The following is a 23,765-nucleotide window of genomic DNA, read 5'->3' on the forward strand; positions in this document are numbered from 1 at the left end:
AAGCTTTTTATTATAGCTGATTATCAGGGGTTGCATAGATGTCAACCCCCAATGGTAAAACTAATTAGGGTTCTACCCAACGGCCATCGGCTTTAATTAAATTAATCAACTCCCTTACACCTTCATTTTCGGGGACGCGTTTAATTTCCTCGCGACCGCGATAAAGGGAGATATAACCGGCCTGTTTCCCCACATAACCATAGTCTGCGTCGGCCATTTCTCCCGGTCCATTGACAATGCAACCCATAACGGCGATATCGAGTCCGGTGAGGTGTTGAGTCGCTGCGCGCACTTGCTGGAGGACATCTTCTAAATTAAAAAGAGTGCGACCACAGGAAGGACAGGCAACATACTCGACCATGGTTTTCCGCAGTCCCAGGGCCTGGAGAATGCTGTAACAGACGGGAATTTCCTTTTCGGGAGCTTCCGTCAGAGAAACGCGAATCGTATCACCAATACCGTCCGCTAAGAGAGTGGCAATCCCAGCAGTGGATTTAATTCGTCCGTATTCCCCATCTCCTGCCTCAGTAACCCCCAAATGCAGGGGATAATCCATACCTAACTCGTCCATGCGCTTAACCATGAGACGATAGGCGGCCACCATCACCGGCACGCGGGAAGCTTTCAGGGAAACCACCAGATTGCGAAAATCGAGGGATTCGCAGATGCGGATAAATTCTAAAGCCGACTGTACCATTCCTTCGGGGGTGTCGCCGTAGGTAAAGAGCATTCTTTCGGCCAGAGAACCGTGGTTAACGCCGATTCGCATCGCTTTACCTTGATCTCGCAGGGAAACTACTAAAGGTTTCAGGGTTTCAGCAATTTTTTCGCCAATTTCATCAAATTCTGCTTGACTGTACTCGCTGCGGTCGGCCTTCGGTTTCTCGAAAACGTACAAACCGGGGTTAATCCGCACTTTATCGACGTGCTTGGCCACTTCTAGGGCAATTTTCATGCCGTTGTGATGCACATCGGCTACTAACGGCACAGGTTGATAGGTGGTTAGCAGTTTTTCCCTAATTTTAGCTAACGCAGTGGCATGGGCTAGACTCGGCACGGTGACGCGGACAATTTCACAACCGACCTCATGGAGGCGACGGATACCGGCCACAGAACCATCTATATCAAGGGTATCCTCGTTAATCATCGACTGCACGACTACGGGATAACCACCACCGATGGTAACGCTACCTACCCGGACGGGACGGGTTTTGCGTCGGTGAATCGTGGTGTCGAATTCGGAGGCAGTTGCGAGGGGGTTGAACGTCGATTCCAAGGTTTGCATAGGACTATCACCAACAATCACTCTCCCTATTCTCTCAAAGAACAGCAACAGATTCTAGCCAATCTAATAAAATTGGATTAAAACGGTCGGGACATTCATCCTGTAAACAATGACCGGCCCGTTCAAATTCTACATATTTAATCCTAGGATTAAGGGAGACAAAACCCTGGGCTAACTGGACGGGAACCATCCGATCTTGTTTGCCCCAACACAATAAAATCGGGATTTCTAAGCGTGGTAAAATTAACTTTGCCGGTGGACAATATTCGGGATGATTGACTGCTTGTGCTAGGGAAACAAAGGCCTCGGCTGCCCCCTCATCTAGGGTTGGGGCGGCGATAATTTGTACTAATTCCTCGCTAACTGCTTTCTTGTCCTCGTAGGCGATTCCTGTCCATTTTTTCAAGACTTGCGGACGACGCAGATAATAAAAAATCGGTTTTAATAGCCAAGGAGAAGTGAAAAAGTTTTCGATGGGAGTGACGATATTTAATAACCAATCGGCGATCATTTCCCGCCGGCGACTGACATCGGGTAAACTGAGCATAACTAATCCAGCTACCATTTCTGGGTATTTACCCGCTAGGGCCATACTAACTAAAGAACCGATCGAATTTCCCACTAATACCACTGGTGTATTAATAAAAGTTTGCCAGAAATCGTGTATCTGTTCCACCCAGAGATTAACGGTATAGGGAACCTGCACTTTACGTGAACCACCGAAACCTAATAAATCTAACGCGTAAACTCGATGATTTTGGCTGAGAATGGGAATATTATTTCGCCAATGTTCGATCGCCGCTCCAAATCCGTGCAGTAAAATTAAAGGGGGATTATCGGCATCGTGGGGGTTTTTTGCCGGCATAAAACTATAACGAATTTGCCAACCGCGCCACACCCAATCCCGTTGATAACCGATACGTTCTGTCCAAGCTGGTGAAGTTGTCACTTAAGTCAAACAATTAAGAGGTTTTCAGGAAATATTACTCTAAGTAGATAGGCGTTAAAAATTATCAGATGCCCCCCTTATTAAGCTATCCATTAGTCAGATCTTTCTTAACAAAAAGAGAAGAAACTTAAAAAAAGGGGAAACGATTGACAGGTATAGTTTTGAAAGAAGGAATTAAGGTGGAGGTAAGCAAAAAAATGGAGAAATGGGCAGCCCAAGAATTACAGTATGCAGACCTAGGGGACACCAGAAGAAAGAAAAGGTTAATCAGTATCGTGGAAAACTTGGCCAGCCAACCTAGTACAAGTGTGCCACAAGCTTCGGGAAATCTAGCCGCAGCGAGTGCCACCTACGACTTTTGGAATTCCCCCTATTTTCACCCCTCAGATATAATTGCCGCCCAGGCCAAAAGTACAGTAGAAAGAATCAAAGAACATCCAATAGTTTTGGCAGTGCAAGACACAACAAGTTTAGACTTTACGACCCAAAAAGCCAAAAAAGGAATGGGTTATCTAGATTGTAAAAAATCCTTTGGACTCAAAGTTCATACCACCTTAGGAGTGTCAGCGGAAGGAATACCTTTAGGACTGATTAATCAATATGTCTGGGCAAGAGAAGAAAAGAATTTAGGGATTGCCAAGCAACGCAAAAAAAGAGAAACCCAAGAAAAAGAAAGTCAAAGATGGTTAGATTCTGTATCAGAAACACAACAACAAATACCCGAAGATATTCAAGTAGTAACAATCGGAGATTGTGAGGCAGACATATTTGATTTATTTGCCCAATCAAGAAGTCCTAACTCTCATTTATTAATTCGAGGAACTCATAACCGAAAAGTTAACTATCTCGAAGACAAGCAAAGGTCAGGGCATCCAGAGACTAAATATTTACATCAATCCATCAGAGAAATAAAAGCCTGTGGTAGCCTAGATGTGCAAGTAAAACGCAATCCTAATCACGAGGCTAGACTAGCTAAACTAACAGTTAGATTTGCCAGTTTTGAAATACAAGTACCTAGCCATCACTCGAAAGCGAACCCTCGTCAACCGGTCAAATTACAGGTAATTTTAGCTGAAGAAGAAAATCCGCCTCCCGGGGTTAATCCTATCAGTTGGCTCCTCTTAACTAGCCTAGACATTAGTAGCTTTGAATCAGCGATAAACTGCGTGCGCTGGTATAGTTATCGCTGGTTGATAGAACGCTATCATTTTGTTTTAAAAAGTGGTTGTGGATTAGAAAAACTGCAATTAGAAACGGGTCGGAGAATTGAGATGGCTTTAGCTACCTATTCAATTGTAGCCTGGAGATTACTCTGGTTAACTTATCAAGCACGCTTACACGGAGAGGAGAGTTGTGAAAGTTTTTTGGAAGAACATGAATGGCAATCTTTGTGTGCCACTATTCATAAAAAGAGTCCGCCGCCTGAAAAGCCGCCCTCCTTTAGGGAAGCGGTCAGAATGATTGCTTCTCTTGGGGGGTTTTTAGGTAGAAAAGGTGACGGTGAACCCGGTGTTAAAACTATTTGGTTGGGACTGCGAAGGTTACATGATATCAGCCAGACTTGGAAACTATCTCATCAAATTGGTCCCCCCATAGAACCCCCTTGAGCCATCTGGCACACTTTTCTCTTTTTGTCAAATTTTATGTTAAGAAAGATGTGACTAATGGATAGCTTATTAAGGGGGGACTAAGCTGTCCATTATAGGGATCTTTCTTGACAATTTTTTCAGTAAGCACTCCAACCCTTATCCTGACTTGATTTCAGTTTTTTCTTTGTCAGTAAGAGTGTCAACAAGGAATATTACAAATTGTTAACCAAGTCTTGAAAGCCTTGTGCTACAAAGGTTTGAAATGTTAAGAAAGATGTGACTAAAGGACAGCTTATCAAGGGGGGACTAAGGGGGGATCGGCACCCCCCTTATCAAGGGGGGACTAAGGGGGGATCGGCACCCAAAATCCATTTTTAATTTAATTATAACTAGCTACTTAGTTTTATTATACGGGTTTCCCCGTCCCTAACCCGCAGCCGAATAACATTTTTGTACTACTTTTCCCAAATATATTTAAACCTAGGGTTGATCTAGCCTATGCTAAAAAGAGGGGGATTAAAATCGCTCCTAGACTTTAATTGCAAATTTAGGATACTGCACAGATGGGCAATCTATTTGATGATGTCAGTCGCTTTCTTGAAACCCAACTGGAAGAATTTCTCAGAAGTCATCCCCAATTAGAATTACAGGCGCTGGTGGAACAACTGCGCGAACAGGAGCGCGATACTGCTAAACTAATTAGCGCCCTAGAAAATGAGCGTCAACGTCTCGAACAGCAAATTTTGGCCACTGCTCAAGATATCCAAACTTGGCACGCTAGAATCGATAAGGCTAAGGCCGCTGGACGGCAGGACTTGGTTAAGGCTGCCAGTGAACGCGAGGCGGCCCTCTTCCGTCAGGGTAATCAACTGTGGGGACGGATGGAAGGGGTGAAAAAACGTCTGACGCAATCCCAAGAGTTACTGCAGCAAGTACAACAACGTCGTCAGGAAGTGCAAATTAAAGCCGAAAAAGCCCCTAAAAATCAGTCCCGTGACTGGGAAACCACTTTTTGGGATCAACCCCAAGAATCGGACTATCAGCGCTCAAACTACGATAATCTCGATCTAAAATTTAAAGAATGGGAAATGGAAGAAGAATTGAAAAAATTAAAGCGAGAAATGGGACGATAATTACGGCGTTGTCAGATCATAACAGAAAAGATGCGTGCGAAACGTTTAGACATGAAATAAGGTTGAAATACCCGAAATATCCGCCTAGTGCGATCGCTATCGCTGTAGCACCATGCACATTGATTGAAACTGTGGGTTTAAGTGCGATATGGGCTAATCTGACTAACACACTTTTGGGTATGATATGGGGAAAAGTTCTGGCGATTGCACCTAAATTGAATCTTCTGCTTTCTGTAATGTACCCCGTAACTGATATAAGTAGAGATGTAGGTCTATAACCAAAATTGCCCCATCAGTTCGGTTAGGTGACTGTTTTTCGCTTGTCTAGGAGAGTAGATATGCTCAACGAATTAATTTATGAAGGATTAGGTTTAAGTGCTGTTTTCGGAGGACTATTCCTCTGGTCGCGCTCTGGTCTCGTCAGCAAAAATACCGCCCTTTTAGCCGCACAAGCGCAATTACAGCAAAGTAACTCAGATTTGTTGGTTCAAGTCAAGGGCTTAGACGTGGCGCAATCAGATTTAAAAGACGAAAATCAGCAGCTACACGCCAAAATTATTCACATAGAACAACATTCCGCCCAATTACAACATAAAGCTACGGATTTAGAAAATTCTCTCCTGTCCCTCCAGCAAGCTGTGCAGATAAGTGAGGGTGAAATCGAACAACTGAAAACCACCGCTAAGGACATAGAAGCGGAGAAAACTGGTTTGATGGAGCAGTTAGAGGCAGAAAAAGCCCAAATTATTGGCTTAGAGGCACAGATTCAAACTTTAGAGCAGCAAAAAGGCGAAATTAACCGTCAATTTGATTTGACTAAAAAACAGACCACCTCTCTCTATAGTCAAATTCAGACCCTAGAGCAGGATAAAGCTCTCTTACAGGGGGAATTAAGGGCGAAAGTGGCCGATTTAGATCATAAAAACCAAGAATTAAGCGATTTAGCTGCTCAAATTCCCAGCTTGCAAGGTCAAATTCAAACCCTAGAACAGAATCTAGCTGACCAAACAGAACAGTATGAGCAAGGACAGCAGGAAATGGCCAGCTTACAGGGTCAAATTAGTGGGTTAGAGCGGGAAAAAAAGTCTCTCAGCGAAGATTTAGCCGCAAGTCAAACTCGATCGCTCTCTTTAGGCCAAGAATGCGACAATTTAACTATAAAACTGCAAGAAACCGTCGCTCAAGTGGCAGCTATAACCGACGAAAAGGACAGTCTCAAAGCTCATCTCGAAGCAGCTAAACTGGAGTCACAAGCTTTAGCAGTCCAGAAAGGGGAATTATCGGCAGAATTAACCACTGCTGCCGAAAAAATTGCTGATTTAGAAGGGCAACTACAGGAATTAACCCAGTTACCCCAACAATTGGCCGATTCTCAGGCAAAAATTGCTGATTTAGAAGGGCAACTACAGGAATTAACCCAGTTACCCCAACAATTGGCCGATTCTCAGGCAAAAATTGCTGATTTAGAAGGGCAATTACAGGAATTAACCCAGTTACCCCAACAGCTAGAAATCTATCGGGAGAACATTTCTAATTTAGAAATTCAACTACACCAATTAAGTGCCGAAAAAGATCAATTAGAAGCCACAACTTCCCATCATATCGAGGAATTAAGCCAACAAAATCGCCAACTAACTCAAGATTTAGCAGTCCAAAAAACGGCAGCTAAAACTTTAGAAAAGGAAACAATTAAGTTTGAGAGTGAGTTAACAACTAAGCAAGCAGAAATCACCGCTTTAGAGGTTAAAATTCAAAACCTACAGCAAAAAAGAGACGACCTCTCTCGACAAAATACCCCTATTACTACTAATGAACCAGAAGCAATTATTAGTGAGACTCCAGTAGTAGAAGAACCGCAACCCCCCCCGGTGATTGCCGATGAACCCCCTGTAGTAACAGCAGAAAAAATTACGGTTGCCGATACAAGTTTAGAAGTGCAACCCGCAGCAAAAATAGTCCAAACGAGTGAAGAATCCGCAGAAAACCCCCTCAGGGGAAAAAGCCTAGTTATATTAGGAACCTTCAGCAAAATCAGTCGCGAGCAAGCGAAATCATTGATTATTAATGTCGGTGGTACTGTTACTGGTTCCCCTAGTACGAATACTGATTATGTTATCCTCGGTAAAGCTCCCGGTGAGAAACTCAAAAAGGCTCAAAAATTAGGTATTAAAACTCTTTCAGAAGCCCAATTTCTGCAAATGGTAGAATCCTAAAACAGTTAGTTAGTTATCAAATTTGAGTTTTCAATTCACATCTGATAACTAACTAACTGTCTCCCGTTTCGGAGTCTCCTATCTCGACTAGGAAATTAATTTTGCACGACTACTTATTACTAAAACCATGATTCAAGTAAACAGACGTAAATTTGGCCGATGGTTCGTTCTTATCGGTGCAGGAGTCGGACTGGCAGCGATTCTAGATAGAAAAAATATTTTTTCCCCCTCCACTGCTACGACAATCATCCCCCCGCAACCCTCCCCAAATTCCTCTTTTCCCCCCCGACAAAGCTTTTCCTTTGAAACCGTTACTCTCGATCCTAGCGGTTTTGTGATCGATCGCAATTCCCGCAGTGCCGAATACTACAGGGAAACCCTTGGGGAATTAGAGATGATTGCTATCCCTGCTGGCACTTTTATCATGGGGACACCGGACGGAGAAAAAGGAGACTTTACTGGTAGTGATAAACCCCAGCGCTCAGTCAAGGTAAACAGTTTTTACCTGAGTAAATACCCGATAACCCAAAAACAATGGCAAATTGTCGCTAATCTGCCCAAAATTAACCGCGATTTAAACCCTAATCCCTCTCACTTTCAAGGGGATAACTTACCCGTCGATAGCATCTCTTGGTATGATGCGATCGAGTTTTGCGATCGACTTTCCAGGGCTACTGGCAGAAACTATCGACTCCCAAGCGAGGCACAATGGGAATATGCTTGTCGTGCTGGCACTACCACACCCTTCTACTTTGGTGCCACCCTTACCAGTGAATTCGCTAACTACTATGCCATTAAATTTCCTTATGCAGTGGAAAGAGAGAGCGAATTTCGAGCTAAAACTACCCCTGTCGGCAGTTTTCCCCCAAATGCCTTCGGATTATACGATTTACACGGCAGTTTATACGAATGGTGTGCCGATTCTTGGCATCGCAACTATAAAAATGCTCCCAGCGATGACCAAGTATGGCTGGCCGATCCTAATAGTACCGGCAATCGCTATCGCGTTCTACGTGGGGGTGGTTGGGGGACAGAATTGAGGGAATGTCGATCCGCTAGTCGGGGCCAATTTGGTCCTGATAATCGCTATAGTGTATTAGGATTCCGCATCGCCAGTAGTTAGCTCAAAATTCTGGTTTCAAAAACTTTGCCAGTGAATTGCGCGTCTCTAAAACTGTTTTAGTCTGTGAGTGTAAGCGAGTGACCAACTCTCCATCCTATCCCTTTTTAACCACCCCCGTCGGCTCTTTGCAAATTCCTTTTTTAGAGCAAATTGAAGGAATTATTAGCAATAATAGTTATATTCTCGAGGATGCACCCAAGTTAGTCAAATTATCTCTAGTCATTCCCACCTATAACGAGCGAGATAACGTTATTCCCCTAGTCGAGAATCTCAGTCAATTACTTGATCGAAAAATTCTTGATCAGTATGAACTAATTATCGTTGATGATGACAGTCCCGATCGCACATGGGAATTAGCCGGCAAATTAACCTCGGATTACCCGCAACTACGGGTGATGCGTCGTCAGGGAGAAAAAGGATTAGCGTCGGCAGTGGTGCGGGGTTGGCAAGGGTCAAGAGGTGAGATACTAGGGGTAATCGATGGAGATTTACAACATCCCCCCGAAATTCTCTATAATCTCCTCGAAACTATCGAAAAAGGAGCCGATTTAGCTCTTGCTAGTCGTCACGTCGAAGGGGGAGGAGTGAGCGAGTGGAGTCTGTTGCGACGATTTCTCTCCCGCGGCGCTCAAATTCTTGGTTTAATTCTACTGCCAGAAGTGGTCGGTCGCGTCTCCGATCCGATGAGCGGTTACTTTATGGTGCGTCGTCAAGCGATCGCCGGTCCGATTCTTAATCCCACTGGTTACAAAATTTTACTAGAAGTCATCGGCAAAGGCCGCATCGAAACCATCGGAGAAGTGGGTTATGTTTTCCAAGAGCGACAGGAGGGGGAAAGTAAGGTAACTTGGAAACAATGGCTAGAATATATCTCTCATCTGCTGCGTTTGCGCTCTCAAAGGCCTCTCAGATTTTTAGATGCAATTGTCAATCTACCTTTAGACAGATTTATTCGCTTCGGTTTAGTGGGATTAACTGGGGTTTTTGTCGATATGGCTTTTCTCTATCTTCTCAGTGATCCCGCCGCTTTGGGTTGGGGATTAACCCGCAGCAAAATCATCGCTGCCGAATTAGCAATTATTAATAATTTTATCTGGAATGATCTCTGGACTTTTGGCGATTTATCCGCTCGTCAACGAGGTTGGAATAAACGCTGGAAAAGATTTTTCAAGTTCAATTTGATTTGTTTAGCTGGTTTAATTTTAAATGTACTGCTGCTTAACCTGCTCTTTAATGGTTTGGGAATCAATCGCTATCTAGCTAACTTTATTGCGATCGCCGTTGTCACGATTTGGAACTTTTGGGTTAATCTTAAACTTAGTTGGCGGGTGACAAAATAGCCAGCTAGAAGCTAGGCTCTCTTTAGTTTCGTGGGTAAAATGTATTCTAGGATACATTCCTCCGAGCGAGGGAGTGGAACGAACCACAAAGACACAAAGGACACAAAGATTGATCGATCATAAGTAGTCATGCAAAATAAATTTCCCAGTGAAGATAGGCAAGAGGCAAGAGGCAAAAGCTTCATCGAAGTGTGTAATTAATTTTGCTTAGGTACTTATTGTAAGTTAAACTTATCACACAGAACCGAGAAGAGCCAAGAGAGCCGAAGCCTAAGTTACCTTTCTGTGGTAAGCAAATCTTTACTGCTCCGATTTGGGGGTTTCTTGGGGGGTGTCATCGTTGTTGGTTTTTGGTTCTTGTCCTTTAAAAGTAGGGATAAATCGCGACAAAACTTCAAAAAGCTGATTGAAGGTCGTTTGATTGATTTTACCCGTCAAGAGCAATAACACAAAGACAATAAAAGCAAAGATAACAATAATTGTCAAAACGCTGGTAATATGCTTTGAATCTGGCACAAAATGGGCAATCACCGCAACTATACAAGCAACCACAGCGAAAACCAGCAACAAAGGGAGACTAGGTTTCAGGAGATTGGGAGTTTCTGGCGTTCCGGGAGTCATAGGGCGATTTTTTCGGCTTTTGCGGCTACGTTCCTCCTTTATATCGAGATCTCTTGCTCTTTCTGTCTTAGATTCCACCCCTTCTAAGATATCGCGGATATTATATTTGCCGCGCAAACCGGGGAGAATTGCCTCCACGACACCTTGGCGATCGAGTTCTATCAGATGGAGATAATCGACGGGAACTTCTACCCCGGTGGGTTTTTCCCCTTGCAATTCTCGAATCACTAACTTTTCCTGTACGGCTAAATTAGGGATAGTATCGTGAATTTTGTCAAAATCTGTCTTAATAATAGCTAAAAGCGCACTAGCACGCTCACCCTTAGCTTTTATGCTGATATAGTTATCTTCCTCGTCGGCACGCACCAAAGCTTTATTAAGATCCATTGTCAAAACCACACCACTACGCCAACGCATGGTTTTATAGATCATCTGGTGATTACGGACGATAAAGCGGGAAATAATGCTACCGGGCAGGATATCATAACGGTACTGGAAGTGTAAAGGTGCGTTTTCGTAGATATCCACATCCGGTTCATCGATGGGTAGAAGATCGGTGATTAGATAGCGATCGGGACTGTAACCATCAAGGGGAAAACAGAGTTCAAATTTTCCCATCAAATCCATCAAAAATCGGCGTTTATTTTCGGGATAACGTTGGGGTTGTTTGAGAATATTTTGCAGATCTGGCAGTGAAAGAATGCCCTTTTTTTGCACCATCAAATCGTGATTATTGAGAATATCATAAACACCGCTAGTTACCCATTCCGGGTTCAGGACATTGGTTTCATTCAGTCGCGGATCATCTTGGTAGTTGAGGACAATACCGAGATCGTGGAGAAACTGCACTAAACTTTTTTGATCGCTGGCCTCTTTAATCTCGGCTGTCTGACACATTTCCTGATACTTTTCGTAGGAAATAAAGTCATAACTCTTTTGCATCGTTTCTAGTTGAGTTTTGATCTGAAACCAACTATTAGGGAATGGATCTTTGATATGGGGAATAGCATCGATTTGAGAGGCGATTTCCTGCACAAGTTGCTCGATTCCCGCACCGGTTTTACAGGAAGTGGCGATTAGTTTGGTGATTTGGGGATATTTTTTCCGGAGGGTGCGGATCTTAACTTGCGGGGGATTTTCATCGGCACAATTACCCACGATAATCACGGGAGAATTGCCTCCGTAGGTTTCAATGAGTTTTAACCAGTATTCCAGACGGTTTTGCTGTTCATTTTTGCGGTTGTCGAGGACAAGCAGATAAAGACTGCGTTTAGTCAGAAAAAACTGATGGGTGGTTTGCATCACTTTCTGACCGCCAAAATCCCAGAGATTGAGGCGAATATCAGGTTTTTGGGGGAGTTGCCACCTTTCAATATTAATGCCGGGGGTCTTGGGTTCTCCGGAATTAAAGGTATTGTGCAGTAACCGCTTTAACAGGGAAGTTTTCCCCACATCCCCCTCCCCCACCAATAAAACTTTAAGCTCATTAAGAGGGCGTTTTTCCCCTTTATACTTGAGATAATTAAAAATCGCCTGCGGGTTGCCATCATCCGATATTGTTTTACCCCATCCCTGACGAATAATTTCCGGAGGAACGTTGGTAATCGGGTTATTTTGGAGGACTAATCGCTTCAGGTTGACTAGGTGAGTGAGCGCTTCTGGTATCTCCCTGATTTGGTTATTGCTGAGATAGAGGCGCTGCAGGGAGGTGAGTTGAGCGAGCGCTTCTGGTATCTCCCTGATTTGGTTATTGTTGAGATAGAGGCGTTGCAGGGAGGTGAGTTGAGCGAGCGCTTCTGGTATCTCCCTGATTTGGTTATTGTTGAGGTTGAGGACTTGCAGGGAGGTGAGTTGAGCGAGTGCTTCTGGAATCTCGCTGATTTGGTTAAAGCTGAGGTTGAGGAGTTGCAGGGAGGTGAGGTCAGCGATTTCGGGGGGAATTTCTGTTAAGTTTTTGATGGACAGATCCAACTTCCCCGCTCTTTCGTCCTTTGCCTGTTGAATTAACTCTAATACTTCCTGTGCTGTCATTGACCATCCCCCCGCTACTATATTTACTCCATTTTGGCAAAAGATCCAGTTAATGCCACTGGTGGTGATCAGCTAGTCCACTGTTAACAGTAGGATTAACTCCCACACGCGGTTATTCATACATTTGTATTAGTTTAGGGATAACTGATAATTGCTGATTGTCGCTATTTCTGCAAATGTGAGATGCAGCCAGTAAGTAAGTGGTTGTAATTAAATTGAAGATAAATCCCCCCTTGATAAGGGGAGCATCTGATGATTTTTAACTCCTACCTAACTTATGTCAAATGAATAATCATAGAATTCAAGAGAATTTATACTGAAGACAGGGATTGATAAGGAATAATTTCTTCGAGGGTATTTCCTAACTTTTCCCTCGCTATATCTAACTCGTATGCTTTTTGTAAATTCATCCAAATTTCTGCACCTGTATTAAAAAAACGCCCTAATTTTAAGGAAATATCTCCCGTGATATTTCCTTGTCCCTTGAGAATTTGCTCAAGTTCATTCTCAGAGAGATTAACTCTTTTGGCAAGCTGAGAAACATTAAGATTAATTTTCTCTAATTCATCAGCTAAAATTTCACCGGGGTGGATAGGACTTTTCCAATTATTCATCGTGAATTCTCCTTACGGTCTTTCTCCTTAAGATGAAGTGTAACCTAATTTGATATTGACTCCTATCTCCCTGACTCCTTTAAACATTTCTTTTTTTCTCAAACCAAGTTTGTAATAATTCCCCGGATTCCTTAGCTAAAATTCCCGCGATTACTGGTAAACGATGGTTAGAAAAAGGACTATCAATAAAATTAGCCACAGTGCGGATAACTCCTGTTTTGGGATCGTCAGCACCGTACACTAATAATCCTAATCTAGCCTGAATGATTGCCCCGGCACACATGGGACAGGGTTCGAGGGTGACGTAGAGGGTACAATCATTTAAGTGCCAATTGCCTAAAACTTGACTAGCGGCACGAATCGCCAGAATTTCGGCGTGAGCAGTGGGATCATGGTGTTTTTCCTTGCAATTAGCCCCTTGAGCGATTAAATGTCCCTGTTTATCCACGATAACCGCTCCCACAGGTACATCACCCCGATTCCCCGCAGTTGCCGCTAAATTTAAAGCTAACTGCATCCATTGTCGATGTTTCTCATAGGCTTTTTCGTCAATAGACTTTAGATAGTCCCACATTTAGCTAATAAATTATCTAGTTTTTTCTGACCATCCAAAGCATACAAATCATCACAACCACCGATATGTTCATTATTAATAAAAATCTGTGGTACACTGCGTTTACCGTTAGACCGTTCGGCCATGGCTTGACGAGCGCTTTCATCCCCATCAATCTTGTATTCGGTGTATTTTACCCCTTTCCAACCCAGCAACCATTTGGCCCGAATACAGTAGGGACAAGTTGCCCAGGTGTAAATTTCCACATTGGCCTTGATATTCTCGTTATAACGCCCAAAAAGCGAGTTAAATAGATTTAGCATCTTGTGACTACAGAAATATTTATCTCTATTTTATGGATTCTGCTACCAAAAAAGCCCAATTACGCAAACAACTAATTACCCAAAGACGCGCTCTTCCTAAGCATATTTGGCAAGAAAATAGTCAGCAACTTTGCAAAAATTTACAATCTTTACCCCTCTTTCAGCACGCTAAAACCATTCTCGCTTATTTCAGTTATCGTCAAGAGCCGGATTTAAGTTCCTTATTTTGTCAACACCATCGCTGGGGTTTTCCCCGTTGTGACGGAGATAGCCTGACTTGGCACTGTTGGACTGCCGACGATCCCCTAGAATTAAATCGTTATGGCATCTATGAACCAACAGCGATCGCCCCTCTCATTTTACCTGCCGAAGTGGACTTACTGTTAATTCCCGCCCTCGCTTGTGATCGCCAAGGTTATCGCTTAGGTTACGGGGGAGGTTATTTTGATCGTCTCCTACATTCCCCCGAATGGCAAGCTATCCCCTCGATCGGGATTGTCTTTGACTTTGCCTATCTCGATACCCTTCCCCTCGATACTTGGGACCAAAAATTACAGGCAATCTGTACCGAATCGAGAACCGAAATTTTTTAACAATTATTTCCTTTTGTGTGATCGGTTTAACTTATATGGGAGCGATCGATCTTTGTGTCCTTTGTGTATTTGTGGTTCGTTCTGGTCGTTCGCTGGCGCTGTATCTTAGAATACATTTTACTCACCGACTACTCATATATTAAGTTTTATTGAATCCGATCGACCCTGAAGATAGCTTTGCTAGGATGAAGTTCGCATCAAGAGATGTTTAAAGTAATCACCGGAAAAAGTCAACAGGGAAGCAATGAAACACTTTCACGAACAATGGATTCAAGAATGGTGTCAAGAAAACGGCTGGACAGAGCTATTTCTCGAACGCTACAGTAATTATTGGGCATTCCCTCCCAATGCCGTGATGCCAGAACCAATTCCCACCAAAGTGTTACAAAAAATTAAGCGCCAAAAAGGTCTATCTCCTGCCGAAAAACTTTGGTTAGGAATGGCGATTGGATTGACTGTAACAGCTTTAATTATCGCTGTCATCCTCGCTTGTCCTATGCCTATAGTTCTCGCTTTCGCTTTTGATGCTGTCACCGCAGCGCGATTGGAAGTGGAATATTAACCCAGCAAAAATTGAGCAGCAAAAACCTAAACAGGGGGAGATTTTTCCGAAAGTCTTCCCCTTTGCTGCGTTTTTCTGGACAGGAACGATCGATCTGTTCAACGAAACAGGTTAAAATCGGGCGATAATTTAAGAAAGTAGATTCATCGGCTTTTTAGCCTTCAGGAGTCAGTATTTAGGAGTCAGGAGATTATTTTTATTTATTCTCCCCACTTCCCTCTCCCCCCACTCCCCAATTCATAATTCATAATTCATAATTCCCATGTCCGAATCTCGTCGCTTACAGTTTACCCCCGATCTGGAAATTTGTCGTATTTTGAACGGAATGTGGCAAGTTTCAGGCGCCCATGGTTCGATCGCACCCCAAAAAGCGATCCCTAGTATGTTCTCCTATCTAGATGCCGGTTTCACCACTTGGGATCTGGCCGATCATTACGGTCCGGCTGAAGATTTTATCGGTGAATTTCGTCGTCAATTAGTCGCTCAAAGGGGCATTGATGCTTTAAATAATCTGCAAGCTTTCACTAAATGGGTTCCCCGTCCGGGTAAAATGACTAAGGAAATAGTCGCAAAAAATATCGCTATTTCCCTGCGTCGCATGGATGTGGATAGTCTCGATTTATTGCAGTTTCACTGGTGGGATTATCGCGATAAAAATTATCTAGATGCCTTATATTTTTTAGGAGAATTACAACAGGAAGGCAAAATTAAACACCTGGCCTTGACTAATTTCGACACGGAACATTTAAAAATTATTCTCAGCACCGGGATTAAAATAGTCTCCAATCAAGTCCAGTTTTCCCTGATTGATCGCCGTCCCCTCGTCAAAATGGCGCAGTTTTGCCAAGAACATAACATCTATCTCCTCGCCTATGGTACTCTAGCAGGAGGCTTATTAGGAGCAAAATATCTCGGTCATCCTGAACCCAATCCTATAAGTCTCAATACCGCTAGTTTACGGAAATATAAAAACATGATCGATGCGTGGGGAAACTGGCAATTATTCCAAGAATTATTAACTGTTCTTAAAGCGATCGCTGATTCCTATCATGTCACCATTCCTAATGTGGCAGTGCGTTACGTTCTCGAACAAAAAGCCGTAGCTGGAGCAATTATCGGGGTGCGTTTGGGTGTTGCTGAACATATCGCAGAAAATGCCCGTATTTTCGATTTTCAATTATCTCCCCAAGACTATGAAAAAATTGATCATGTCTTGCAAAAATCCCGGGATTTATTGCAGTTAATCGGTGATTGCGGTGATGAGTACCGTCGTTAACTGAAAAGGTGAATAGTTCTATCCCTATTCAATCCCTATCTAGAGGAAAAGTTGTATATACTTCTCATCAAGATTAATCTAGGCATAGCTTGTCTAACTACCCCGAACAACTGATAACTGATAACTGACGACTGATAACTGATAACTGATAACTGAAAAGAGGCTAATGATGAGATTTGAACAACCAATCCCCGATGATCCCGCTAATCAATGGCGCTATCAATTAGATCAATTCGTGCAAGAAAATCAACAGGAATTAGCCGGTTTAATGTGGGGTTTACTCTCGGAATGGGGAGAAGATGCTCAAGAAACCCTGGGCATCGATCTTAAACCTCAGCCCCATTTTGTCTGTTGTTCTAGGGAGTCCTTAGAAAAATTAAATCGCAAGGTTAATTGTAAAATTCAAGAGATGCTTGGGATTATTTATCGCTATAATCCCAGCGAAGAAGTGGCTATAGTCGCTATCGGTGATGGTCAGGTAAAATTGATTTATTTTCAACCCGATCTTTCCCCTCCTGAATGTTTTGATTGCCTCGAGGTGGATCTCGATACCCTCATTCAACAGTTAGAGTCCAAAATGCTGGCGGAAATCCAATCTTTCCCAATTTGATGCCGATTGCCAGCGCAAAAAGTTGGCAGGTTGTCCCACTGATAAACCCGCTAATCCGATCGCTTTTCTGGGGGATTCTGTGCCTAGGATAATCGCCGTTTCTAAATCACATATTCCCCAGTTAACTAAATTAGCTACTCCTTGCAATAACGGTAAGGTTGTTCCCGCTAAAGTACCGTCAAAAAGTCTTGCTGTTCCCTGTTTAACTTCAATTTCTCTCTCGTCCCAAGGATAGACACCATCCCCTAAACCAATCGGCGCTAAAGCATCACTAACTAAGAAAATTCCTTTATGATAATTACTGGCTTTTAGTAATAATTCTATCATGGTTGGATGGATGTGTTGACCATCGGCAATTAACCCACAATACACCTCGTGATTAATAATTGCTTCCCCTAATAAACCGGGTTGACGATGATGTAAAGGAGGCATGGCATTAAAGGCATGAGTAACCATTTTTGCCCCTTGGAAAAAGGCTTTTTTTGCTATTTCTTGACTCGCTTGCGAATGTCCTAAACTGACGGTAATTCCTCGATCGCTTAGGTATTTAATCACCGTACCGCTACTATCTAATTCGGGGGCTAAGGTGATAATTTTTACGATCGATAAGTAGTCCCCAAAGATTTTATCTATTGTTTCTATACTTGGGGTTAAAAGATATTGTCCCGGATGCGCTCCCCTTTTTTCATAGTTTAAAAATGGTCCCTCTAAATGTACTCCTAAAACCTGGGCGCTCGATCGATTTTCCTGTTGCTGTTTTTCGATATATTTGGCAATTACTGAGAGGGATTTTTGGAATTTCTCCACCGACGTGGTGACTAGGGTGGGAAGATAACCATCAATTCCTTGATTCCCCAGATAATCGCTAATCTTATCTAACTTTTCTAGATCTGTTATTTCTAAGTCAGGAAATGCTAATCCTAATCCCCCGTTGATCTGTAAATCTACTCCTCCTAAGGATAGCCAATCTCCTTTCATATCGATAATCTTTTCCCCTTTTGTCTTTCCCCCCATTTCCGTGATCCTCTCGATCTTTCCCGCAGCATTTATCTCTATTTGTTGTCGATCCTGATGGGCGGGAGTTCTAGCGTTAATTAGGGTTATCATAGCAGCAGAAAACTAATTTTTTTTTATTATAATCTCAAAAAAAACTTTTTTTTTGATTATGCTTGACAAAGGAGCATTTTTTTGAGATACTTTTTTATATAATGGGAATCTTTGCGTTTGCATCAAGTTACCCATGTTTAACTATATAAAAACTAATCATAAAAAAATGATACCATAACCCGTCCGCTTCCTGCCCAGAGATTGCAAAAATACTTTACAAAGCAATTACTGCCTTTTTTCCGCAGTTCTTGGGAGGGAGTGACTGTCAAAGGGAAATTCTTGTCCTATAATAAAATTAAGACTTTATAAAGACTACTTTTTTAGCGATAAAAGAGTAGCAATCTCAGGGATTAGGGAGGGGTATGTGTTTTTTAGAAAAATAGGGAAACAGACTCAAGAACCGCGTCGTATTATTATCGGGGATGTGCATGGCAATTTTCAGGCACTTTTGCGACTATTAAACCGAGTTGCTCCCGATAGTGAGGATGAGGTTTATTTTCTGGGGGATTTAATCGATCGAGGAGAGCAGAGCTTAGAAGTGGTGGATTTTGTCATCAAAAATAACTACCAGTGTCTCCTAGGAAATCATGAATATATGCTCTTAAAAGCTCTGACGGGAAAAGAAGTTTCTGAAAAATGGTTAAACGGCTGGCTCGAGAGTGGTGGGGCGGCGACACTGCTAAGTTATAATAACAATATACCCACCGAGCATATCAATTGGTTCCAATCCTTACCCGCTTATTTAGACCTAGGAGATATTTGGTTAGTTCACGCAGGATTACACCCAGAATATCCCCTTGAACAGCAAACAAACGAGCGGTTTTGTTGGATTAGAAACCAATTCCATAGGATGACCCAACCCTATTTCAAGGATAAACTAATTATCACAGGTCATACTTTAACCTTTGCCTTTCCCGATGTCAAACCGGGGCAACTAGCTTGCGGCAGCGGTTGGCTAGACATTGAAACTGGGGTTTATCATCCCCAAAGTGGTTGGTTAACTGCTTTAGATTGGACAAATCAATTAGTTTATCAAGTGCAGGATCAATCTAAAAATTGTCGCACGATCCCTTTAGAAAAAGCGGTGGTTAATCTAGACATTGACAAGATTTCTCGCTACTGCTCCCAAGAAAGCTCATCTAAAGCGCTGAATCTTTAATAGTGATCAGAAAAGAGAGGCGATAAAACCAGAAAGATCGGTTAAAATAGTTGATAATCTGATTAATACCCTTTTCTAATGACCCTTGAACTCTTATACCAAGCTTTCATCGAAACAATTCAACATCCTGACCATGAGATAAATCTAGCTCGGGCAGCTCTACAAATAGCCAATTTTGAATATCCCCGTCTCAAGATTGATCACTATTTAAATAGAATAAACTTAATGGCTGAGGAAGTAAAAAAACGCCTACCCGATAGATTATATCCCTTAAAAATAGTCAAGGTTATCAATCAATATTTGTTTGAAGATTTACAATTTACCGGTAATACCCAAGAATACTATGACCCCCGCAATAGCTACTTAAATGACGTAATCGATCGCCGCACGGGTATCCCACTCACTCTCTCGATTATCTATTTAGAGATTGCCAAACAGATCGATTTTCCCATGGTAGGAATTGGTATGCCAGGGCATTTTATTATCCGTCCCGATTTTGAGGAAGTGGAAATTTTTGTCGATCCCTTTCACGGTGGTGAAATCCTATTTAAACAGGACTGTCAAGAAAGATTAAGTCAAGTTTATCAACAGCCAGTTAAATTAGAAGAACATTTTCTCAATATTGCTACTAATCAGCAAATTTTATTACGTTTGTTGACTAATTTAAAATATATTTACCTGAATCGTCAACAATGGTCTCAGACAATTCGGACAATAGATCTGCTACTTTTGCTCATTCCTAATCATCCCCTAGAGCTGCGCGATCGAGGTTTAGTTTACTATCAAATTGGACAACTCAGCCAAGCGCAACAGGATTTAGGCTTCTATCTCGCTCTCCTACCCAACGCTCAAGATGCCGAATCCATTCGACAATTATTGCAAAAAATTAACTCTTAAGTCGCCAATCAGTTATCAGTTATCAGTTATCAGTTATCAGTTATCAGTTATCAGTTATCAGTTATCAGTTAGCGGTATTAAATGAGGAGTATTAAATGACATTAATAGTGCTGTCTTTTCACTGATTACTGATTACTGTTCACTGAAAAATCCCCCAATCCTTTACTGATAAATGATAACTAAAATGACTATTAGCCCTTTCGTAACTGCGAAAAAACTCAAAATCGGTCAACTGCGAAAAGTTCATCATATCGCTTTCAACGTCAAAGATATGGATGCCTCTCGTCATTTTTATGGGGAAATATTAGGATTAGAGGAATTAGTGGGGGAAAAAATTCCTAGTACCTTAAAAGAATTAGTTGCCCAGGGAAAAGTGGCCAACTTTATCACCCCCGATGGTAAGTACCTAAGCAAAATTAATTACACATATCTAACCACCTCTTGCCCCTTGCCTCTTGCCTCTTGCCTATCTTCACCAGGAAATTAATTTTGCACGACTACTTACAGTAATTGACCTATTTTGGGAACCAGATTTAAACCCTCCCGACGACAATCCCGAAATCGCTTTTACCCGTGCCAATCATTTAGCCTTCGATATTGCCCCGGAATGCTTCGATTTTGCCCTAGAAGTGCTACAAAGTCAGGGAATTACTATTGCTAGTGGACCCGTAACCCGGCCGACTGGGAGAGGGGTTTACTTCTACGATCCCGATGGCTTTATCGTCGAAATTCGCTGTGATCCCGCATCTTAACGACTCAGAGGACGAAAATTGCCACGAAAAACCAAAAAAGTTAGGATAATCGCTAATATAATCGCTGTTATCGCAATTAGAGGCAGAGAAATCTGTTTAACAGCGATCGCTAAAAAAGCCCAGATAAACACCCCGATAAAAGCCCGATCTTTTCTTTTTAAACCGACTAAAATCGCGATTATCGCCCCGATAACTAGGATTATTACCGTCCAGATCTGGTCAGTTAAACCCCATCGCTGCCAGTCGATCCAATCTAGCACCGAAGCGACGTTGACAATCGTGGCTACGCTAATCCAAGCGAAATAAATACTAATAGGAGCATTAACTAATAAACCCTGTTTACGATTGACAATCAAGCGATTAATTTCTAAGCGAAGATAAAGCCGGATGAGAGGAATTAAAATGCCTAGCATTGCCAATAAAGACAGAGTAAAAAAACGCAATTGAAAGAGAATTACCCAAAGAATCTGACAAGCACTAGCGATGGCTAATTCGTAGCCTAACCGACGCAAACGCGGTTCAGTTTTATTAAAAGCCAAAGCTTGGTAAATTCCCAGACTAATTAAACCCAGATAAATTAATCCCCAGATAGCAAAAGCATAATTAGCGGGAACAATTAAGACATCTTGAAAAACTGTATTCGAGATAGCCCCGATATTTTCGCCCTTAAGAGGAAAAATATTAGCGAAAATGTTGGTAATAAAAGCCCCTAGAATAGCAAATAAATTTAGTTCTTGTCGGAAACGATCTCGATCAAAATTCATAGGTCAATCAAAGACGGAAAACATCATTTCGCCCTGGGCGGCCAATTGCCCATCGACTCTTGCTTCCCCTTGCATTTTAGCAATTTTATTCATCTTGAAGGATAATAATTCCACCGTCATAATTAATTGATCTCCCGGCACCACAGGACGACGAAAACGGGTTTTATCAATGCCAGCGAAGGCAAAAAATTTCCCTTTCATCCCGGGTAATTGGGTTAAAATCACTCCCCCCACCTGGGCCATGGATTCCACAATTAACACCCCCGGCATCAAGGGACGACTGGGAATATGACCGGGAAAAAAAGGCTCGTTGATCGTGACATTTTTTAGGCCAACAGCCTTTTTACCTGGTACATAGTCAATAATCCGATCAACTAGGGCAAAGGGATAACGATGGGGCAGTAGTTGGCGAATTTCCTCAACGGTAAAGGTAGTTTTTATGACTGGTTCCAACTCGGTTAAGGCTTCGGTAACGATGGTCATGCAAGTCAAAAATTACAAGTGAGATTAGACATTATCTCATAATCAGTTATCAGTGATCAGTGATCAGTTCACTGGAAATGGCTGACAGCCTTTTTAATTGGGCATTTCAGTTAAACGAGCATTTTGATAATAATGGCCGAGAATGCGATCATAAGTCACCCCTTGGTCAGCGAGGGAAAAAGCACCCCATTGACTTAAACCGATCCCATGACCGAAACCGCGACCATTGATGGCAAAAGTACCGTTATTAGCTGAAATCGTGAATAGGGTACTACGCAGCTCCAGTATTCGCCGTAATTGGGTATCAGAGATTAATTTAGAGCCTTGATCGCCCACTATACGCATTCTAATCACCCGTCCGTGGGGAGTGATCCTTTCGGGAGATAGCGATCGCACGCGACCGATACCACCGATTAAACGGCCTAATTCGTTGGCGCTAAAGTTTTTTGACCATTGGAATACTGGGGCGACTTGATCGTAATCGACGACACCGCGCAGGTAGGGTAAGGGGGAATTCCAAACATCTTCGACATTTTCCGTATGACCCCCGGAGGAGGAGTGAAACACCGCTAAAATCGGTTTGCCGTTGAAGGTCATAATTTGTCCAGCGGTGGCATTAACTGCCTCGTGGGTGCTAGTAAACTCGCTTTCTAGACCCTTATAAACTTGGGTGCGGGTGGTAGTATCGAGATCGTAGATGCGATTACCGGAAGTATTCATTTGGTAGAGAGCATAGGTGCGGGCCGCCACGGATTGGGCCTTTAAGGCCTCTTGCGGCCAGGAGGGAATCGCCTCCGCACCGACGACACTATAGAGATATTCCTCTAAATCGACTAAATTTAGGGCTGTTACCCCAGAACCCTGCCGAATAATCCTTGTTCGTCCTCGATACCAGCGATCATTAATCCAGACGTAACCATCATTCTCCGGTTCGATGATCAATTGACTGGCCTGCCAATCGGCCAAACCCACCGCTTTTCCTCTGGGATTAGCATTGAGGGCATTCATGGCGGTTAATTCTCCTAGGACTCTCCCGGCCCCATCCTTCACCACAGCATCGGTGGAACTACCCACGGAGACGGCGCTAACACCTTTACTGATGGCAATGCGTAACTCGACAGCAGCTTGGACTGGAGCAATAATCAAAGCCCAAAAAACTAGGACTAGCCAACTATGAGCAGGCAGGCGCTGCAGGTAACTGCCCAGCAGCCTTGCTGTGTGTTTATTGGTCATGGGGATCGGACTCCTCACACAATCGATCGATAATCAATTTTACCCGGACTGGGATTTTTTGGCTACTCCAGTCCAGAAAAATTTTTCCCCTGTCACTGAGTAACGCACAGAAAACGGGTTTCTCGGAGAAACCCGTTTTCTGTAGTAGAGTATAGGCTACATATCAGGTTAGCTTAGGAAACCTAGGCTCTTCTAGGTTGTGTGTGATAAGTTTAACTTAAGTAGTCGTGCAAAATTAATTTCCTAGTAAAGATAGGCAAAAGGCAAGAGGCAAAAGGCAAGAGGGGGTTAGATATGTGTAATTAATTTTGCTTAGGTACTTACATTATGATTGATCAATCTTTGTGTCCTTTGTGTCTTTGTGGTTCGTTCCACTCCCTCTCTAGGAAGAATGTATCTTAAAATACATTTTACCCACCAAACCCAAGAGAGCCTTATCGCTTGTCTTGAAGTTCGATTGTCGATTTCCCCTTTCAGGACGAGTTTGAACCCCGAAAGGGACGACTTTCGGCAGTAGAGATATAATTTCCTTATCTTCCTTTCCCCCTTTCTCCG

General features: G+C 42.7%; 22 protein-coding genes and 1 pseudogene. 13 read left to right on the plus strand and 10 right to left on the minus strand.

Annotated elements, in window-relative coordinates; all coding sequences use genetic code 11:
• Positions 1 to 64 precede the first annotated feature (64 nt).
• Together ispG and ACE3JL_RS16175 are read right to left on the minus strand one after the other, a co-directional pair.
• Positions 65 to 1,285 (minus strand): (E)-4-hydroxy-3-methylbut-2-enyl-diphosphate synthase, encoded by a 1,221-nt coding sequence (gene ispG / locus ACE3JL_RS16170; RefSeq protein WP_271989245.1) that lies wholly within the window; start codon positions 1,283 to 1,285, stop codon positions 65 to 67.
• Positions 1,286 to 1,319: 34 nt separating this feature from the next.
• A complete protein-coding gene (locus tag ACE3JL_RS16175; RefSeq protein WP_271989246.1) occupies positions 1,320 to 2,234 on the minus strand; it encodes an alpha/beta fold hydrolase in 915 nt (304 codons plus the stop codon).
• Between the two features lie 197 nt (positions 2,235 to 2,431).
• On the opposite strand from ACE3JL_RS16175, the gene ACE3JL_RS16180 reads away from it, so the two are divergent.
• From ACE3JL_RS16180 to ACE3JL_RS16200, 5 genes are all read left to right on the plus strand, one after another.
• Complete coding sequence (locus tag ACE3JL_RS16180) at positions 2,432 to 3,841, plus strand: IS4 family transposase (protein WP_375329619.1); 1,410 nt, start codon at positions 2,432 to 2,434, stop codon at positions 3,839 to 3,841.
• 545 nt (positions 3,842 to 4,386) lie between these two features.
• On the plus strand, positions 4,387 to 4,956 hold the full coding sequence (locus ACE3JL_RS16185) for a TIGR04376 family protein (protein WP_150977906.1): 570 nt from the start codon (positions 4,387 to 4,389) through the stop codon (positions 4,954 to 4,956).
• A 338-nt stretch (positions 4,957 to 5,294) separates the two neighbouring features.
• On the plus strand, positions 5,295 to 7,169 hold the full coding sequence (locus tag ACE3JL_RS16190; protein WP_271989249.1) for a BRCT domain-containing protein: 1,875 nt from the start codon (positions 5,295 to 5,297) through the stop codon (positions 7,167 to 7,169).
• Positions 7,170 to 7,296: 127 nt separating this feature from the next.
• Positions 7,297 to 8,292, plus strand: coding sequence for a formylglycine-generating enzyme family protein (locus tag ACE3JL_RS16195; protein ID WP_271989250.1), 996 nt, complete (start codon positions 7,297 to 7,299; stop codon positions 8,290 to 8,292).
• A 77-nt stretch (positions 8,293 to 8,369) separates the two neighbouring features.
• Positions 8,370 to 9,632, plus strand: a complete 1,263-nt coding sequence (locus ACE3JL_RS16200) for a glycosyltransferase (RefSeq protein ID WP_375327918.1) — start codon at positions 8,370 to 8,372, stop codon at positions 9,630 to 9,632.
• Between the two features lie 300 nt (positions 9,633 to 9,932).
• On the opposite strand, the gene ACE3JL_RS16205 is transcribed toward ACE3JL_RS16200, so the two are convergent.
• From ACE3JL_RS16205 to grxC, 4 genes are all read right to left on the minus strand, one after another.
• Positions 9,933 to 12,284 (minus strand): COR domain-containing protein, encoded by a 2,352-nt coding sequence (locus tag ACE3JL_RS16205; RefSeq protein WP_375327919.1) that lies wholly within the window; start codon positions 12,282 to 12,284, stop codon positions 9,933 to 9,935.
• 311 nt (positions 12,285 to 12,595) lie between these two features.
• A complete protein-coding gene (locus ACE3JL_RS16210) occupies positions 12,596 to 12,898 on the minus strand; it encodes a HigA family addiction module antitoxin (RefSeq protein WP_375327920.1) in 303 nt (100 codons plus the stop codon).
• 79 nt (positions 12,899 to 12,977) lie between these two features.
• A complete protein-coding gene (tadA, locus tag ACE3JL_RS16215; protein WP_271989256.1) occupies positions 12,978 to 13,472 on the minus strand; it encodes a tRNA adenosine(34) deaminase TadA in 495 nt (164 codons plus the stop codon).
• A complete protein-coding gene (grxC, locus tag ACE3JL_RS16220) occupies positions 13,457 to 13,774 on the minus strand; it encodes a glutaredoxin 3 (RefSeq protein WP_002751734.1) in 318 nt (105 codons plus the stop codon). Before grxC ends, tadA begins: the two co-directional genes overlap by 16 nt.
• Before the next feature lie 32 nt (positions 13,775 to 13,806).
• Here grxC and ACE3JL_RS16225 point away from each other — a divergent pair, with 32 nt between their 5' ends.
• The 4 genes from ACE3JL_RS16225 (at position 13,807) to ACE3JL_RS16240 (ending at position 16,815) form a co-directional block, all read left to right on the plus strand.
• On the plus strand, positions 13,807 to 14,367 hold the full coding sequence (locus ACE3JL_RS16225; RefSeq protein WP_375327921.1) for a 5-formyltetrahydrofolate cyclo-ligase: 561 nt from the start codon (positions 13,807 to 13,809) through the stop codon (positions 14,365 to 14,367).
• A gap of 244 nt (positions 14,368 to 14,611) precedes the next feature.
• Entirely contained in the window at positions 14,612 to 14,929 is a 318-nt protein-coding gene (locus tag ACE3JL_RS16230) for a hypothetical protein (RefSeq protein WP_185240341.1), read from the plus strand.
• A gap of 262 nt (positions 14,930 to 15,191) precedes the next feature.
• Positions 15,192 to 16,205 (plus strand): aldo/keto reductase, encoded by a 1,014-nt coding sequence (locus tag ACE3JL_RS16235; RefSeq protein WP_375327922.1) that lies wholly within the window; start codon positions 15,192 to 15,194, stop codon positions 16,203 to 16,205.
• 169 nt (positions 16,206 to 16,374) lie between these two features.
• Positions 16,375 to 16,815, plus strand: a complete 441-nt coding sequence (locus tag ACE3JL_RS16240; RefSeq protein WP_271989261.1) for a hypothetical protein — start codon at positions 16,375 to 16,377, stop codon at positions 16,813 to 16,815.
• Here ACE3JL_RS16240 and nagA read toward each other — a convergent pair.
• Positions 16,771 to 17,922 (minus strand): N-acetylglucosamine-6-phosphate deacetylase, encoded by a 1,152-nt coding sequence (gene nagA, locus ACE3JL_RS16245; protein ID WP_375327923.1) that lies wholly within the window; start codon positions 17,920 to 17,922, stop codon positions 16,771 to 16,773. The two genes, ACE3JL_RS16240 and nagA, sit on opposite strands and share 45 nt — an antisense overlap.
• A gap of 364 nt (positions 17,923 to 18,286) precedes the next feature.
• On the opposite strand from nagA, the gene ACE3JL_RS16250 reads away from it, so the two are divergent.
• The 3 genes and pseudogenes from ACE3JL_RS16250 to ACE3JL_RS16260 all read left to right on the plus strand — a co-directional run bounded on the left by ACE3JL_RS16250 (position 18,287) and on the right by ACE3JL_RS16260 (position 20,730).
• A complete protein-coding gene (locus ACE3JL_RS16250) occupies positions 18,287 to 19,081 on the plus strand; it encodes a metallophosphoesterase family protein (RefSeq protein WP_375327924.1) in 795 nt (264 codons plus the stop codon).
• Positions 19,082 to 19,159: 78 nt separating this feature from the next.
• Positions 19,160 to 19,978, plus strand: coding sequence for a SirB1 family protein (locus ACE3JL_RS16255; protein ID WP_271989267.1), 819 nt, complete (start codon positions 19,160 to 19,162; stop codon positions 19,976 to 19,978).
• Positions 19,979 to 20,162: 184 nt separating this feature from the next.
• Positions 20,163 to 20,730, plus strand: a pseudogene (locus tag ACE3JL_RS16260) (VOC family protein).
• Here the strand turns inward: ACE3JL_RS16260 and ACE3JL_RS16265 are convergent.
• The 3 genes from ACE3JL_RS16265 to ACE3JL_RS16275 form a co-directional block, all read right to left on the minus strand.
• Positions 20,727 to 21,494, minus strand: a complete 768-nt coding sequence (locus ACE3JL_RS16265) for a tryptophan-rich sensory protein (RefSeq protein ID WP_271989269.1) — start codon at positions 21,492 to 21,494, stop codon at positions 20,727 to 20,729. The pseudogene ACE3JL_RS16260 and the gene ACE3JL_RS16265 sit on opposite strands and share 4 nt — an antisense overlap.
• 3 nt (positions 21,495 to 21,497) lie before the next feature.
• Positions 21,498 to 21,977: a 3-hydroxyacyl-ACP dehydratase FabZ gene (gene fabZ, locus ACE3JL_RS16270; protein WP_002734156.1), complete on the minus strand. Its 480-nt coding sequence runs from the start codon at positions 21,975 to 21,977 to the stop codon at positions 21,498 to 21,500.
• Positions 21,978 to 22,070: 93 nt separating this feature from the next.
• Positions 22,071 to 23,210: a SpoIID/LytB domain-containing protein gene (locus ACE3JL_RS16275; RefSeq protein WP_271989270.1), complete on the minus strand. Its 1,140-nt coding sequence runs from the start codon at positions 23,208 to 23,210 to the stop codon at positions 22,071 to 22,073.
• A gap of 331 nt (positions 23,211 to 23,541) precedes the next feature.
• Here ACE3JL_RS16275 and ACE3JL_RS16280 point away from each other — a divergent pair, with 331 nt between their 5' ends.
• Positions 23,542 to 23,727 carry a hypothetical protein gene (locus ACE3JL_RS16280; protein ID WP_375327914.1) on the plus strand — a complete coding sequence of 62 codons (186 nt, stop codon included), beginning with the start codon at positions 23,542 to 23,544 and terminating at the stop codon, positions 23,725 to 23,727.
• Positions 23,728 to 23,765: the final 38 nt, after the last annotated feature.

It is taken from the genome of Microcystis sp. BLCC-F210, from assembly GCF_042134685.1.
GTDB classification, from domain to species: domain Bacteria; phylum Cyanobacteriota; class Cyanobacteriia; order Cyanobacteriales; family Microcystaceae; genus Microcystis; species Microcystis aeruginosa_D.